Source organism: Ideonella sp. BN130291 (assembly GCF_036231905.1).
Taxonomy (GTDB): domain Bacteria; phylum Pseudomonadota; class Gammaproteobacteria; order Burkholderiales; family Burkholderiaceae_C; genus CAMLIZ01.
This window is the reverse complement of record NZ_JAZARE010000009.1, coordinates 1-13,056: the sequence shown is the minus strand read 5'-3', so window position 1 is coordinate 13,056 and position 13,056 is coordinate 1. Positions and strand designations below refer to the sequence as shown.

The following is a 13,056-nucleotide window of genomic DNA, read 5'->3' as shown; positions in this document are numbered from 1 at the left end:
CTCGCCGTAGCCCGAGCTACGGCTGGGCTTTGCGCCTTGATTGGGCGCGCCCTGGCGGCCTGCTCGGCCACGCCGAGTCCATTCAAACCTTCTGATACTTCGCCGCATGTTTGCACCTTCGATCTACCGCCAGCGCCGGCGTGAACTGATGCAGCGGCTGGGCACCGGCCTGGTGCTGCTGCTCGGGCATGTCGACAGCCCGATGAACTACCGCGACAACGCCTACCCGTTCCGGCAGGATTCCAGCGTGCTGTATTACGGCGGCCTGCCCCAGCCCGGCATCGCACTGCTGCTGGACCTGGACGCCGGCACCACCACGCTGTTTGCCGACGATGCCGACGTGGACCACGAGGTCTGGACCGGCCCGTTGCCCAAAGCGGCCGAAAGGGCGGCCAGCGCGGGCATTGAGCAGCACGCGCCACGCGCTGCGCTCGCCGAGCGGCTGGCCACGGCCAAGGCGCAGGGCCGGCGGGTCCACTGGCTGCCGGCCTACCGCGGCGAAGCGCGGCTGGAGCTCGCTGCGCTGCTGGCGCTGTCACCCGCCGAACTGGACGCGCAGGTGAGCCGGCCGCTGGTGCAGGCGGTGATCACCCAGCGCGCGGTGAAGGCGCCGGAGGAGATCGCCGAGATGGAAGCCGCGCTCGCCGTCACCCACGACATGCACCTGCTGGCGATGCACCGCGCCCGCCCGGGCGTGGTCGAGCAGGAAGTGGTGGGCGCGATGGAGGGCCTGGCGCTGGCGCGCGGTTGCCGCATGGCCTATGCGCCCATCTTCTCCAGCCGCGGCGAGATCCTGCACAACCACGACCACAGCGTGCGCCTGCGCGGCGGCGAGATGATCGTCAACGACTCGGGCGCCGAGTCACCACGCGGTTATGCGTCCGACATCACCCGCACCATTCCCGTGGGCGGGCGCTTCCAGGGCCTGCAGACGGACCTGTACGACCTGGTGCTATCGGCGCAAGAGCAGGCGATTGGCGCGGTGAAACCCGGCATGCCCTACCGCGACATCCACAACCTGGCCTGCCAGGTGATGGTGCAAGGCCTGATCGACCTGGGCTTCATGCGTGGCGATGCGCACGAGGCCGTGCAGGCCGGAGCCCATGCGATCTTCTTCCCCTGCGGCACCGGCCACATGATCGGCCTGGACGTGCACGACATGGAAGGCCTGGGCGAAGACCTGGTGGGGTATGGCGACGGCTTCGAGCGCGACCTGCGCTTCGGCTACAAGTCGCTGCGCCTGGCGCGCCCGCTGCAGGCCGGCTGGGTGGTGACCATCGAGCCGGGTGTGTACATCAACCCTCTGCTCACCCACCGCTGGCGTGCCGAAGGCCGGCACACCGGTTTCATCGACTACGCGATGTTCGAGCGCCATGCCGGACTGGGCGGCATCCGCATCGAGGACGATGTGCTGGTCACGCCGGAAGGCCAACGGGTGCTGGGCCCGGCGATCCCGAAGGCCAGGGCCGACGTCGAAGCCCTGGCGTCCTGATGAACCCGCTGCTCGACGGCCTGCCGCGCACGTTGCGCGAGCTGCCGGCCGGCGCCGTGGTGTTTCGGCGCGGCGACCGGGTGAGTGCGATGTACTTTGTCGACGCGGGCCAGGTGGCGCTGAGCCGCACGCTCGACAACGGCACCACCTTGCCATTGGCCTCGTATGACGCCGGCCAGTTGCTTGCCGAGGCGTCCCTGTTTTCTACCACCTACCACTGCGATGCGGTCGCGTCGCTGCCCACCCGGCTGTGGCGCGTTTCCAAGCCGGGGTTGCTGCAGGTGCTGTGCGCCGCGCCGCAGGCGATGCTGGCGCTGCTGGCCCAGCAGGCGCAGGCGATCCAGGCCTTGCGCACGGCGGCCGAGCTGCGCAACCTTCGCCCGCTGTCGGCCCGCGTGCTGGCCTGGCTGGAGCTGCAGCCCAGCGACCGTGCCGGCTGGGTGGCGCCGGCGCACAGCTGGAAAACCACGTCACAGATGCTCGGTGCCTCGCACGAGGCGCTGTACCGTTGCCTCGCCACGCTGGAAAACGAAGGCGTGATCTCTGCAGCGCATCGTGGCCGAGATGAAAGCCCAGGCGCGCGAGCTCGGCCGCCGGCTGATCGAGGTGGAACAGGAGCTGGACACTGCCTTTCGCACCGGCGCCGCCGACGAGACCACCGTGGCACGCCTGAGCGCCGCGGCCGGCCAGCTGAGCGGCCAGCTGCGCAACGTGCACCTGCAAGCCCACCTGCGCACGCAGCGCCTGTTGAAGCCGGCGCAGATCGCGGCGTATGCCCGCGCCCGGGGTTATGCCGCGGAACAAGGGCTTGAAGGCGGCCACGCTCACTGAAGCGGCCGCCTCCCTAAAATTCGGGGATGAGCTCCCCCAAGCACCGCGTCGTTGTCGGCCTGTCCGGCGGTGTCGACTCCGCCGTCACCGCCCACCTGCTCAAGCAGGCCGGCCACGAGGTGATCGGCATCTTCATGAAGAACTGGGAAGACGATGACGACGACGAGTACTGCTCGTCGCGCCAGGACTTCCTCGACGCCGCCAGCGTGGCCGACGTGCTGGGCATCGAGATCGAGCACGTCAACTTCGCGGCCGACTACAAGGACCGCGTGTTCGCCGAATTCCTGCGGGAATACGGCGCCGGCCGCACGCCCAACCCCGACGTGCTGTGCAACGCCGAGATCAAGTTCAAGGCCTTCCTGGACCATGCGATGCGCCTGGGTGCGGAGAAGATCGCCACCGGCCACTATGCGCGGGTGCGTCAGCGCACGGGCCGCTTCGAGCTGCTCAAGGGCCTGGACCCGGCCAAGGACCAGAGCTACTTCCTGCACCGCCTGAACCAGGCGCAGCTGAGCAAGACGCTGTTCCCGGTGGGCGAACTGCGCAAGACGGAAGTGCGCCGCATCGCCGAGGAGATTGGCCTGCCGAACGCGAAGAAGAAGGACTCCACCGGCATCTGCTTCATCGGCGAACGGCCCTTCCGCGAGTTCCTCAACAAGTACCTGTCCAACACGCCCGGCCTGATCAAGGACGACCGCGGCCGCACCCTTGGCGAACACGTGGGCCTGAGCTTCTACACCCTGGGCCAGCGCAAGGGCATCGGCATCGGCGGCATCAAGGACAAGGGCGCTCCGCGCGGCGGTGGCGAGCATGAGCCCTGGTTCGTGGCCCGCAAGGACGTGGAGCGCAACATCCTCTACGTGGTGCAGGGGCACGACCACCCCTGGCTGCTGTCGCCCACGCTGCAGGCGGACGATGTGAGCTGGGTGGCCGGCCACGCACCCGCCGAAGGCGCCATCGCGGCCAAGACACGCTATCGCCAGGCCGATGCTGCCTGCGTCCTGCATCTCGGCGCACCGGGTTTCGAGCTGCGATTCGAGGAGCCGCAGTGGGCCGTGACACCCGGGCAGTCCGCGGTGCTGTACGACGGCGAGGTCTGCCTGGGCGGCGGCGTGATCACCGCGGCCGAAGGTGCCACGCTTCAGCGCGTGGCCCAGGTGGCCAGCACACCGATCACCAGGAAAGCCACCCAGGAATAGTGGCGGCCGCGCGAGCCGAACAGCGCGATGGCGAAGTGCAGCAGGAACACCGCGCCGATCACCATGCCCACGGCCTGCGCGCTCACCGGCGGATGCGCCAGCAGCACCAGCAGCGCGCCAAATCCCCACCAGGCCACGGTGGTCACATGCCAGGCGAAGCGCAAGGTGCGGCGGGTGTAGTCGGTGCTGCCAAAGAGCTTGGGCAGGTCCTCCCGGCGGAACAGGCGCATCAGCAGGTAGCGCTCGCCCATGTAGGAGTGCGCGATGCCGATGGCCAGGGTGGCTGCCGCGGCCAGGTAGAGGGCCAGTTCCATGGTGTTCACCCTGCCGTGCGGATGGTGCCCTGGGCCGCGGCGCACAGCCGCCGCTGCGCACCTTCGACCATGAACACGTCGCAGCGGCACACCGCCTGGGTCTTGCCACTGCCCAGCACGCTGGCCACGGCCAGCAGGCGCTCACCTCCTACGGCAGGACGCAGGTAGTTGATCTTGTACTCGGCGGTCACCACCTCGGTGCCCAGCACCGAACCACCGGCGTAGGTGAGCGCGTTGTCGGCCAGGTAGGACAGCACGCCGCCGTGCACGAAGCCGTTCTGCTGCAGCAGCTGCGGCCCCACCGCGAGCGCAAGCTCCGCGCGGCCGGGCTCGAAGACCTCCAGTTCAGCACCCAGCAGGCGGCTGAAGCCCTGGGCGGCAAGCACCTCGCGGCCGCGTTGCAATAGATCGACGGTCATCGTTTCTCCTTCAAGGGGCAACGGCGCGCCAGGCCGCTTCAGCGAGCACGGCGCGCAATTTCGGTGGCACGGACGGGCGCGGCTGGCGTGCCCACTGCGGCGTGAGCTGCAGCACCGGCGCGAACACCAGCGCCAGCCACACGCCAAACTGCAGGGCCTGCATGCGGCCGGCGGCCGCTTCGCCATCGCACCAGCGGCGCAAGGTGTCGAAGGCCTCGGCATTCAGGCCACCCCAGTCGGGCTCGGCACCGGCGATCGCGGTAGTGCGGCGCAGCTCGTGCAGCACGCGCGCCTGCTGTGGCTGCTTGAGCACCCAGGCGATGTGCGCGGCGATGAGGCCGCGCACGCCCTCCTCGGCTGAAGCACCGCCGGCCAGCACCTTCAGCAGCGCGGCGTGGTAGTCGCGCAGCGCGGCTTCGTACAGCGCGCGGGCGAGGTGGTTCTTGGTCGGGCAGTGGTGGTACAGGCTGCCGTTGCTCACCTCCGCCCGCTGGCGCACCTGCTCCATCGAGGTCGCTTCGAAGCCCTGCGCCAGGAACAGGTCGGCAGCGGCCTGGAGGATGCGGTCGTGTGCGGAAGGCGCCATGACTGGAGTGTCACTCCAGAGTATTACTCCGGTCAAGCGGCGTGCGGACAGCTGCGGTACAACACGCGCTCGATATCAATGGGGAGCATCGGCCATGAGCAGCAGCATTCGCGTGGGCATCGGCGGCTGGACCTTCGAGCCCTGGCGCGAGACCTTCTACCCGGCCGACCTGCCGGCGCGGCGCGAGCTGGAATACGCGAGCCGCCAGGTGACCGCGATCGAGGTTAACGGCACCTTCTACAGCACCATGAGCCCGAGCAGCTTTGCCAAGTGGCACGACGAGACGCCGGAGGACTTCATGTTCTCGCTCAAGGCGGTGCGCTACGCCACCAACCGGCGCGTGCTGGCCGAAGCCGGCGAATCCATCGATCGTTTCCTCGCCAGCGGCCCGGCCCGGCTGGGCCACAAGCTCGGGCCCATCCTGTGGCAGTTCGCGCCCACCAAGAAGTTCGATGCCGAGGACTTCGAGGCCTTCCTGAAGCTGCTGCCGCCGCAGCTGGAGGGACGGCCGCTGCGCCATGTGCTGGACGTGCGGCACGACAGCTTCATGACGCCGCAGTTCCTGGACCTGGCACGCCGCTACCGCATGGGCACCGTGATCACCGATTCGCCCAAGTTTCCTTCCTTCGCCAACCTGACCACCGACTTCGTCTACCTGCGGCTGATGCAGTGCCAGTCCGATTGCCCCACCGGCTACGCACCCGAGGTGCTGGACGCCTGGGCCGCCTGCGCGCGCAAGTGGGCCGAAGGTGGCGAGCCCGACGGCGTGCCGCGCGTGGCGGGCGACACCGGCTCCACCGCGGCCCAGCCGCGCGACGTGTTCATGTTCATGATCAACGGCGCCAAGGAGCGCGCGCCCGCGGCCGCCCGGGAAGTGCTGCAGCGCCTGCGGGCCGGGTGAACCCCGGGCCGGTGCTGTAACAAACCGGCAGCAACGGGAAGCAAACTGCAAACCCTACCGGGCTGGCCCGGACTCCGGGCGCTTGTCGCCGGGGGGTGAGGGAGGGTACAGGGATTGCCGAAAGGTAAAGCCCCTGCCGCCGGCTCCACCGGCGAGCCTCACACCCATAAGGAGTCATCTTGAGCCTGCTGCATGCCAACAGCCGCGTCACCAATGGTCACGCGAAAAGCCGTAACGAGCGTTCGGACACGGACTTCAGTTTCGACTACCTGATCGTGGGCGCCGGCTTTGCCGGCAGCGTGCTCGCCGAGCGACTGGCCAGCCAGCTCGACGCCCGCGTGCTCGTGGTCGAGAAGCGGCCCCACATCGGCGGCAACGCCTATGACCGCTATGACGACGCCGGCCTGCTGATCCACCCCTACGGTCCGCACATCTTCCACACCAACTCGGCCGACGTCTTCGACTACCTCAGCCAGTTCAGCCAGTGGCGCCCCTACCAGCACCGGGTGCTGGCCAGCGTGGACGGCCAGCTGGTGCCCATCCCGATCAACCTGGACACGGTCAACAAGCTCTACGGCCTTCAACTGACCGCGATGGAGCTCGAAGGCTTCTTCGAGAAGATGGCCGAAAAGCGAGAGCGCATCGCCACATCCGAGGACGTGGTGGTGGGCAAGGTGGGCCGCGACCTTTACAACAAGCTGTTCCGCGGCTACACCCGCAAGCAGTGGGGCCTGGACCCGAGCGAACTGGACGCCAGCGTGACCGCCCGCGTGCCCACGCGCACCAACCGCGACGACCGCTACTTCACCGACACCTACCAGGCGATGCCGATGCACGGCTACACCCGCATGTTCGAGAAGATGCTCGCGCATCCGAACATCAAGGTCATGCTCAACACCGACTACCGCGAGATCGCGCGCCTGGTGCCCTGGAAGCACATGATCTACACCGGCCCGGTGGACCTGTTCTTCGACTGCAAGTACGGCAAGCTGCCTTACCGCAGCCTGGAGTTCCAGCACGTCACGCTGCCGCAGGAGCGTTTCCAGCCGGTGGGCACGGTGAACTACCCGAATGACTACGCCTACACCCGCATCAGCGAGTTCAAGACCATCACCGGCCAGCAGCATCCGTCGCTCACCTCGGTGGTGTACGAATTCCCGCGTGCCGAAGGCGACCCGTACTACCCGGTGCCGCGGCCGGAGAACACCGCGCTGTACAAGAAGTACGAAGCCGAAGCCGATGCGCTGGAGAACGTCACCTTCGTCGGCCGGCTGGCAACCTACAAGTACTACAACATGGACCAGGTGGTGGCGCAGGCCCTCACCGCCTTCAAGCGGCTGCGCGAGCGTTATGAAACCGTGGGCGCGGAGGTCGCCCTGAACTCCGGCTCGGCCGCGCTGGCCCTGCCCGTGCACAGCCGAGCGCCGGCACCGGTCCGCACCCAATGACCGAACCGCGCCTGGCTTTGTGGGCCGGCCCGGAGTGCACGGTCAACCGGGTCGGCGACGAGTACATCGACCAGCTCGAGTGCACCGGCTTCGCCGGCCGGCTCGACGACATCGACCGGCTGGCCTCGCTGGGCATTGAGCGCATGCGCTTCCCGCTGCTGTGGGAGCGCACTGCCCCTGGCGCGCTGGAGGAGGCCGACTGGTCCTGGCCGGACGAGCGCCTGGCCCGCCTGCGTGCGCTGGGCGTGGCGCCCATCGTCGGCCTGCTGCACCACGGCAGCGGGCCCCGACACACCGACCTGCTGGACCCGGAGTTTCCCGACAAGCTGGCCGCCTATGCAGCCGCGGTGGCGCAGCGCTACCCCTGGGTGGACGCCTACACCCCGGTCAACGAGCCGCTCACCACCGCCCGTTTCGCCGGCCTGTACGGCCTGTGGTACCCGCATGGCCGCGACGACAAGAGCTTTGTGCGCGCCCTGCTGAACCAGGTGCGCGGCACCGTGCTGGCGATGCAGGCCATCCGCCGCGTGAACCCTGCGGCCCAGCTGGTGCAGACCGACGACCTCGGTTTCACCAGCAGCACCGGCCCACTGGCCTACCAGGCGCGCTTCGACAACACCCGGCGCTGGTTGGGCTTCGATTTGCTGTTCGGCCGGGTCACGCGCAGCCACCCGCTGTGGCGCTACCTGCGCGCCAACGGCGCCACGGCAGCGGAGCTGCAGGCGCTGGTGGACCGCCCCTGCCCGCCCGACATCGTGGGCATCAACAGCTATGTGACCAGCGAACGTTTCCTGGACCACCGGCTCGCCCACTACCCGCCCGAGCTGCATGGCGGCAACCGGCGCCACCGCTATGCCGACACCGAGGCCGCGCGCGTGTGCGGCACGCCGATCGGCGGCTTCGCGGCACGGCTGCGCGAGGCCCATGAACGTTATCGCTGTGCGTTGGCCATCACCGAGGTGCACATGGGTTGCACCCGGGAGGAGCAGCTGCGCTGGCTGCGCGACGCCTGGGACGCGGCCAACACGGTGCGGGCCGAAGGGGTGGACCTGCGCGGCCTCACCGTGTGGGCGGCGTTCGGCGCGTGCGACTGGGACAGCCTGCTCACCCGCCGCCAGGGCCACTACGAACCGGGCCTGTGGGACGTGCGTTCGCCCGAACCGCGGCTCACCGCCTTGGGCGAGCTGGCGCGCCAGCTCGGCCGCGGCGAAGCCTTCGACCATCCGGCGCTGGACAGCCCCGGCTGGTGGCAGCGCGAGGTGCGCCTGGTCTACCCGGTGCATGGCGAGGCCGAACACAAGCCGGTGCAGGGCCGGCCGCTGCTGATCACCGGCGCCACCGGCACGCTGGGCCGCGCGTTCGCCCGCATGTGCGAGCTGCGCGGCCTGCCGCACCACCTGCTGCGGCGCGAGGAGATGGACATTGCCGACCCGGCCTCGGTGGCCGCGGCATTGGCACGCTGGCAGCCCTGGGCGCTGGTCAACACCGCCGGTTATGTGCGGGTGGACGATGCCGAGGCCGACGAGCGGCAATGGCGCGAGAACGCGCTGGGCCCGGCGGTGCTGGCCGCCGAATGTGCGCGCGCCGGCGTGCGCCTGCTCACCTTCTCGTCCGACCTGGTGTTCGGCGGGGACCAGTCCAGCCCCTACGAGGAGCACGATGCGGCGCGCCCGCTCAACGCCTATGGCCGCGCCAAGCTCGCCGGCGAGCGCGATGCGCTGGCGCGCTGGCCGCAGGCCCTGGTGGTGCGCACTGCTGCCTTCTTCGGGCCCTGGGATGTGCACAACTTCGTCAGCCAGGGACTGGCGCGGCTGCAGCGTGACGAACCGTGGATCGCGGCCCACGACCAGGTGGTGTCGCCCACCTATGTGCCGGACCTGGTGCAGGCGGCGCTGGACCTGCTGGTCGACGGCGAACGCGGCGTCTGGCACCTGGCCAACGACGGCGCGGTGAGCTGGGCCGAATTTGCCTGCCGAGCGGCCGAGGCGGCCGGCATGCGTACCGCCGGCGTGCGGCCCGAGCCGGCGGCGGCGCTGCGCCAGCGTGCGCCGCGCCCGTCCTTCAGTGCGCTGGGCAGCGCGCGCGGCCAGCTGATGCCCACGCTGGATGCGGCGCTGGAACGGTATGTGGAGGCCTGGCGCGCCACCGGTTGAGGCGCGCCGGGGCCGGTGGCGCCGTCAGGACTTCTTGTCGGTCTTGGCGGCGGCCTTCTCGCCCTTGACCGCGTTGTTCAGGTCCTTGGCCATCTCCAGGTGGTGCTGCAGCGCGGGCAGGGTCTTCGTTGCCCAGGCCTTCACGTCGGCGTCCTTGGCCTTCTTGGACTCCTTCTGGAACAGGCTCACCGTGTCCTCGTGCGCCTTCACGCCAAAGCTCTCGGCATAACGCTTGTCGAAGTTGGCGCCGTCCGCGCCCTGCAAGGCCTTGAGCTTGGCGCGCTGCATCATCGATGGCTCGGTGGGCAGTTCCACGCCCTTGGACGCGGCCAGCGCCTTCAGCTCGTCGTTGGCCTTGGTGTGGTCGTCCACCATCTGCTGCGCGAAGCTCTTCACCTGGGTGTTGGTGGCCTTGGTGGCGGCCAGCTTGCTGGCTTCCACTTCCGCCAGGCCGGCTTCGGCAGCATTCTTCATGAAGGCGGCGTCCACGTGCGCGACGTTGTCCTTGGCCATGGCGGCGCTGCCGGCCAGCAGCAGCACGGCCAGCCCGGTGGTGGTTTTGCGGATCAGGGGGTTCATGCGGTTCCTCCGGCAGAAAAGTACAAAAGGCAATGCACAGGGCGGCCTGCGGGCCCCCTGCTCCCTTCATCTGCGGCAAGCGCCATTCCCAGCGAATGCGGGCCAGGCATGTCGATACAACGAAAGGGTTGTTGGCAGCCGGCGTCGCACCCGCTACCGTCGCTGCCTTTCCCTCCAGCCCGTGAAAGGACCATGCCATGGCAACGCTTCGCCTGGGCGACACCGCGCCCGACTTCGAACAGGACTCCACCGAGGGCCGCATCCGCTTCCACCAGTGGCTGGGTGACAGCTGGGGCGTGCTGTTCTCGCACCCGGCCGACTTCACGCCGGTGTGCACCACCGAGCTGGGCCTGACCGCCAAGCTCGGCGAGCAGTTCAAGAAGCGCAACGTGAAGGTGATCGCGCTATCGGTGGACCCGGTGGACAGCCACCAGAAGTGGGTACGCGACATCAACGAGACGCAGGCCTGCACGGTGAACTTCCCGATCATCGCGGACGCCGACCGCAAGGTGGCGGAGCTCTACGACATGATCCATCCGAACGCCAACGCCACCCTCACCGTGCGCTCGCTGTTCGTGATCGACCCGAACAAGAAGATCCGCCTGGTGATCACCTACCCCGCCAGCACCGGGCGCAACTTCGACGAGGTGCTGCGGGTCATCGACTCGCTGCAGCTCACCGACCACCACAGCGTGGCCACGCCGGGCAACTGGAAACAGGGCGATGACGTGGTGATCGTGCCCTCGCTGCAGGACCCGGAGCTGATCAAGCAGAAGTTCCCCAAGGGCTACAAGGCGGTGACGCCCTACCTGCGGCTGACGCCGCAGCCGGACCGCAAGTAGCCGTCAGTCCCTGGCGGCAGTGCGCCGGCAGCGCCCCGGCCGCGCCCGCCGCTCAGGCCAGCTGGCGCAAGCCCAGCAGCAGCTCACCCAGCTCCGCCTCGTCGAGCGCATGCGCGGCCGGTGGCAGGTTGCGGTCTTCGGCCGCACGCAGCAGGCGCTCCAGCGTGTCCGGCTGCGGCGTGATCACCCCCAGGAACTGCAGCCGTTCACCCTGCGCCACCAGCAGCGTGGGGAAGTTGTCCACGTCGATCGCATGCATCAGGTCGGCCTCGTCCTCGATGTCGACGTACACAAAGCGATGGCCGGGGTGGCGTGCCGCAGCGGCTTCGAAGGTGGCGCGGTAGCTGTTGCACAGCTGGCACCAGCGTGCGCACAGGCAGGCGACCAGCAGTTCGGAGGTGGCGGCAGCGCTCATGAGGAGCGAATCATCCACCATCCGCGCCGCAACTTTTGAAACGCTGATTGAAATCCGGCGCGCGGGGCCGGTTGATATGGTTTGCGCGTGGACAGCCTGGCGGCCGGCAAGCCGAACATCCTCGTCGTCGATGACGAACCCGACATGGTGGCGCTGCTGCAGGACCTGCTGCAGCAGGCGGGCTTCGATGCGGACGGTGCATTCACCGGCGCGCAGGCGCTGCAGGCCATCGGCCAGCGTGCCTATGCGCTGGTGCTGATGGACCTTCGCCTGAAGGGCGAGGACGGGCTGACGCTGGCGCGGCGCATGCGCCAGGCCTCGCGGGTGCCGATCGTGATGCTGTCGGGCCGCAGCGACGAAACCGACCGCGTGCTCACGCTGGAGCTGGCGGCCGACGACTTCCTCACCAAGCCGTTCAGCCCGCGCGAGCTGATCGCCCGGCTGCGGGCGGTGCTGCGCCGCACCGGCGCGGCGGATGGAACGGCGGGCGCACGAGAGCCGATGCCGGCCAGCGGTGCACCCGGTGAACAGCTGCGTTTCGACCAGTGGGTGCTGGACCTGCGGCTACGTGAGCTGCGCAGCACCGACGGCCGGCCCTGCGGCCTGACGCAGGCCGAGTTCCGCCTGCTGGAGGCCTTTGTGCGCCACCCGCAGCGGGTGTGGAGCCGCGACGAGCTGCTGCTGCACACCCGCAGCATCGACACCGAGGTGTTCGACCGCACCATCGACGTGCTGATCCTGCGCCTGCGCCGCAAGATCGAACCCGACCCGCGGCACCCGCGCTACATCCGCACCGAGCGCGGGCTCGGCTATCTGTTTGCAGCCAAGGTCGACAAACTCACCGCATGAATTGTTCGTTGCCGACCAGGCCGATCTTGGTGACACCCAGGCGCTGGGCCGAAGCCATCACGTGGGCCACGTGCTTGTAGGTCACCAGCTTGTTGGGGCGCAGGTGCACCTCGGGCTGGTCGGCCTGCGCAGCCACGCCGGCCAGCTTGCCCTGCAGCTCGGCATCGGTGCCGACGATGATGCCGTTCCAGCCGACGGTGCCGTCGAAGTCCACGTCGATGCGGATGATCTCCGGGGCTTTCAGCGGCGGTGCGCTCGGGCCCACCGGCATGTTCATCTTCACCGCATGGGTCTGGATCGGGATGGTGATGATCAGCATGATCAGTAGCACCAGCATCACGTCGATCAGCGGCGTGGTGTTGATGTCGACCATCACGCCGTCGTCGCTGCCCGTGCCTACATTCATTGCCATGGTGTGGGCTCGCTCATTGCACGTTGGGAGGGGGTTCGGTGATGAAGCCCACCTTCAGGATGCCGGCACGCTGGCAGGCCACGACCAGGCGGCCCACGCTTTCGTAGCGGGTGTCCTGGTCGCCGCGGATGTGCACCTCCGGCTGCGGCTCCTTCACCGACTCGGTCTTCAGCTGTTCCACCAAGGCATCGATCGTGGGAATCTGGCGCACGCCCCAGAAGATGTCGCCGTCCTTGCTCACCGCCAGCAGGATGTTCTCCGGCTTGGTCTGCGTGGGCAGGTTGCGCTCCTTGGGCAGCGCCAGCGGGATGGACTGCGTGACCACCGGAATGGTGATCAGGAAGATGATCAGCAGCACCAGCATCACGTCCACCAGCGGCGTGGTGTTGATGGTGGAGTTGACCTCTTCCTCGTCGCTGTCGGCCGGGCCGACGTTCATGGCCATCGCGCCGCTCCTCAGGCGGCCTTGCGCAAGGCCACCGTGGTGCTGCCCGCCAGCAGCACGTTGTGCAGGTCGCCGGCGAAGGCGCGCACACGCTCCAGCGCGCCCTTGTTGCGGCGAACCAGCCAGTTGTAGCCCATCACCGCAGGCACCGCGACGGCCAGGCCGAAGGCG

At 68.7% G+C, this 13,056-nt stretch carries 16 protein-coding genes and 2 pseudogenes; 9 read left to right on the top strand and 9 right to left on the bottom strand.

Going from position 1 to position 13,056, the window contains the following annotated elements; translation table 11 throughout:
• The first annotated feature begins 106 nt into the window (after window positions 1–106).
• Complete coding sequence (locus tag VPH43_RS19075; protein WP_328579333.1) at window positions 107–1,492, top strand: aminopeptidase P family protein; 1,386 nt, start codon at window positions 107–109, stop codon at window positions 1,490–1,492.
• Window positions 1,492–1,719 (top strand): annotated as a pseudogene (locus VPH43_RS24665) (cyclic nucleotide-binding domain-containing protein); the annotation flags it as partial. The gene VPH43_RS19075 and the pseudogene VPH43_RS24665, both read left to right, overlap by 1 nt.
• On the opposite strand, the gene VPH43_RS19070 reads toward VPH43_RS24665, so the two are convergent.
• Entirely contained in the window at window positions 1,704–1,961 is a 258-nt protein-coding gene (locus VPH43_RS19070; protein WP_328579332.1) for a hypothetical protein, read from the bottom strand. The pseudogene VPH43_RS24665 and the gene VPH43_RS19070 overlap by 16 nt on opposite strands.
• 86 nt (window positions 1,962–2,047) lie before the next feature.
• On the opposite strand from VPH43_RS19070, the gene VPH43_RS19065 reads away from it, so the two are divergent.
• Window positions 2,048–2,323: a hypothetical protein gene (locus VPH43_RS19065; protein WP_328579331.1), complete on the top strand. Its 276-nt coding sequence runs from the start codon at window positions 2,048–2,050 to the stop codon at window positions 2,321–2,323.
• Between the two features lie 26 nt (window positions 2,324–2,349).
• Complete coding sequence (gene mnmA, locus VPH43_RS19060) at window positions 2,350–3,522, top strand: tRNA 2-thiouridine(34) synthase MnmA (RefSeq protein WP_328579330.1); 1,173 nt, start codon at window positions 2,350–2,352, stop codon at window positions 3,520–3,522.
• Here mnmA and VPH43_RS19055 read toward each other — a convergent pair.
• The 3 genes from VPH43_RS19055 to VPH43_RS19045 are packed head-to-tail and all read right to left on the bottom strand — an operon-like array spanning window position 3,465 to window position 4,841.
• Entirely contained in the window at window positions 3,465–3,836 is a 372-nt protein-coding gene (locus VPH43_RS19055) for a hypothetical protein (protein WP_328579329.1), read from the bottom strand. The genes mnmA and VPH43_RS19055 overlap by 58 nt on opposite strands.
• Window positions 3,837–3,841: 5 nt before the next feature.
• On the bottom strand, window positions 3,842–4,255 hold the full coding sequence (locus VPH43_RS19050; protein WP_328579328.1) for a PaaI family thioesterase: 414 nt from the start codon (window positions 4,253–4,255) through the stop codon (window positions 3,842–3,844).
• 10 nt (window positions 4,256–4,265) lie between these two features.
• Window positions 4,266–4,841, bottom strand: coding sequence for a TetR/AcrR family transcriptional regulator (locus tag VPH43_RS19045; protein ID WP_328579327.1), 576 nt, complete (start codon window positions 4,839–4,841; stop codon window positions 4,266–4,268).
• A 94-nt stretch (window positions 4,842–4,935) separates the two neighbouring features.
• Here VPH43_RS19045 and VPH43_RS19040 point away from each other — a divergent pair, with 94 nt between their 5' ends.
• The 3 genes from VPH43_RS19040 (at window position 4,936) to VPH43_RS19030 (ending at window position 9,343) form a co-directional block, all read left to right on the top strand.
• A complete protein-coding gene (locus tag VPH43_RS19040) occupies window positions 4,936–5,742 on the top strand; it encodes a DUF72 domain-containing protein (RefSeq protein ID WP_328579326.1) in 807 nt (268 codons plus the stop codon).
• 269 nt (window positions 5,743–6,011) lie between these two features.
• Entirely contained in the window at window positions 6,012–7,190 is a 1,179-nt protein-coding gene (gene glf, locus VPH43_RS19035) for a UDP-galactopyranose mutase (protein ID WP_328579582.1), read from the top strand.
• The gene (locus VPH43_RS19030) at window positions 7,187–9,343 is read left to right on the top strand and encodes a family 1 glycosylhydrolase (protein ID WP_328579325.1); all 2,157 of its coding nucleotides are present in this window, start codon (window positions 7,187–7,189) and stop codon (window positions 9,341–9,343) included. Before glf ends, VPH43_RS19030 begins: the two co-directional genes overlap by 4 nt.
• Before the next feature lie 24 nt (window positions 9,344–9,367).
• Here VPH43_RS19030 and VPH43_RS19025 read toward each other — a convergent pair whose 3' ends face one another.
• Window positions 9,368–9,922, bottom strand: coding sequence for a DUF4142 domain-containing protein (locus VPH43_RS19025; RefSeq protein WP_328579324.1), 555 nt, complete (start codon window positions 9,920–9,922; stop codon window positions 9,368–9,370).
• Window positions 9,923–10,119: 197 nt separating this feature from the next.
• Here VPH43_RS19025 and VPH43_RS19020 point away from each other — a divergent pair, with 197 nt between their 5' ends.
• Entirely contained in the window at window positions 10,120–10,764 is a 645-nt protein-coding gene (locus VPH43_RS19020) for a peroxiredoxin (RefSeq protein ID WP_328579323.1), read from the top strand.
• Window positions 10,765–10,816: 52 nt separating this feature from the next.
• On the opposite strand, the gene VPH43_RS19015 is transcribed toward VPH43_RS19020, so the two are convergent.
• A complete protein-coding gene (locus VPH43_RS19015; RefSeq protein WP_328579322.1) occupies window positions 10,817–11,179 on the bottom strand; it encodes a thioredoxin family protein in 363 nt (120 codons plus the stop codon).
• An 87-nt stretch (window positions 11,180–11,266) separates the two neighbouring features.
• Between VPH43_RS19015 and VPH43_RS19010 the strand changes: the two genes are divergently transcribed.
• On the top strand, window positions 11,267–12,028 hold the full coding sequence (locus tag VPH43_RS19010) for a response regulator transcription factor (protein ID WP_328579321.1): 762 nt from the start codon (window positions 11,267–11,269) through the stop codon (window positions 12,026–12,028).
• On the opposite strand, the gene VPH43_RS19005 is transcribed toward VPH43_RS19010, so the two are convergent.
• The 3 genes and pseudogenes from VPH43_RS19005 to VPH43_RS18995 form a co-directional block, all read right to left on the bottom strand.
• Entirely contained in the window at window positions 12,018–12,440 is a 423-nt protein-coding gene (locus tag VPH43_RS19005; protein WP_328579320.1) for an ExbD/TolR family protein, read from the bottom strand. The two genes, VPH43_RS19010 and VPH43_RS19005, sit on opposite strands and share 11 nt — an antisense overlap.
• Window positions 12,441–12,453: 13 nt before the next feature.
• On the bottom strand, window positions 12,454–12,885 hold the full coding sequence (locus tag VPH43_RS19000) for an ExbD/TolR family protein (RefSeq protein ID WP_328579319.1): 432 nt from the start codon (window positions 12,883–12,885) through the stop codon (window positions 12,454–12,456).
• Window positions 12,886–12,896: 11 nt separating this feature from the next.
• Window positions 12,897–13,056 (bottom strand): annotated as a pseudogene (locus tag VPH43_RS18995) (MotA/TolQ/ExbB proton channel family protein); the annotation flags it as partial.

Excerpts from the sequence above, each read along its gene's own strand:
- VPH43_RS19050 (WP_328579328.1), bottom strand. The coding sequence starts at position 4,255 with ATGACCGTCGATCTATTGCAACGCGGCCGCGAGGTGCTTGCCGCCCAG.
- VPH43_RS19075 (WP_328579333.1), top strand. The coding sequence starts at position 107 with ATGTTTGCACCTTCGATCTACCGCCAGCGCCGGCGTGAACTGATGCAG.
- VPH43_RS19055 (WP_328579329.1), bottom strand. The coding sequence starts at position 3,836 with ATGGAACTGGCCCTCTACCTGGCCGCGGCAGCCACCCTGGCCATCGGC.
- VPH43_RS19000 (WP_328579319.1), bottom strand. The coding sequence starts at position 12,885 with ATGGCCATGAACGTCGGCCCGGCCGACAGCGACGAGGAAGAGGTCAAC.
- VPH43_RS19045 (WP_328579327.1), bottom strand. The coding sequence starts at position 4,841 with ATGGCGCCTTCCGCACACGACCGCATCCTCCAGGCCGCTGCCGACCTG.
- VPH43_RS19025 (WP_328579324.1), bottom strand. The coding sequence starts at position 9,922 with ATGAACCCCCTGATCCGCAAAACCACCACCGGGCTGGCCGTGCTGCTG.
- VPH43_RS19005 (WP_328579320.1), bottom strand. The coding sequence starts at position 12,440 with ATGGCAATGAATGTAGGCACGGGCAGCGACGACGGCGTGATGGTCGAC.
- VPH43_RS19030 (WP_328579325.1), top strand. The coding sequence starts at position 7,187 with ATGACCGAACCGCGCCTGGCTTTGTGGGCCGGCCCGGAGTGCACGGTC.
- VPH43_RS19040 (WP_328579326.1), top strand. The coding sequence starts at position 4,936 with ATGAGCAGCAGCATTCGCGTGGGCATCGGCGGCTGGACCTTCGAGCCC.
- mnmA (WP_328579330.1), top strand. The coding sequence starts at position 2,350 with ATGAGCTCCCCCAAGCACCGCGTCGTTGTCGGCCTGTCCGGCGGTGTC.
- VPH43_RS19015 (WP_328579322.1), bottom strand. The coding sequence starts at position 11,179 with ATGAGCGCTGCCGCCACCTCCGAACTGCTGGTCGCCTGCCTGTGCGCA.
- VPH43_RS19020 (WP_328579323.1), top strand. The coding sequence starts at position 10,120 with ATGGCAACGCTTCGCCTGGGCGACACCGCGCCCGACTTCGAACAGGAC.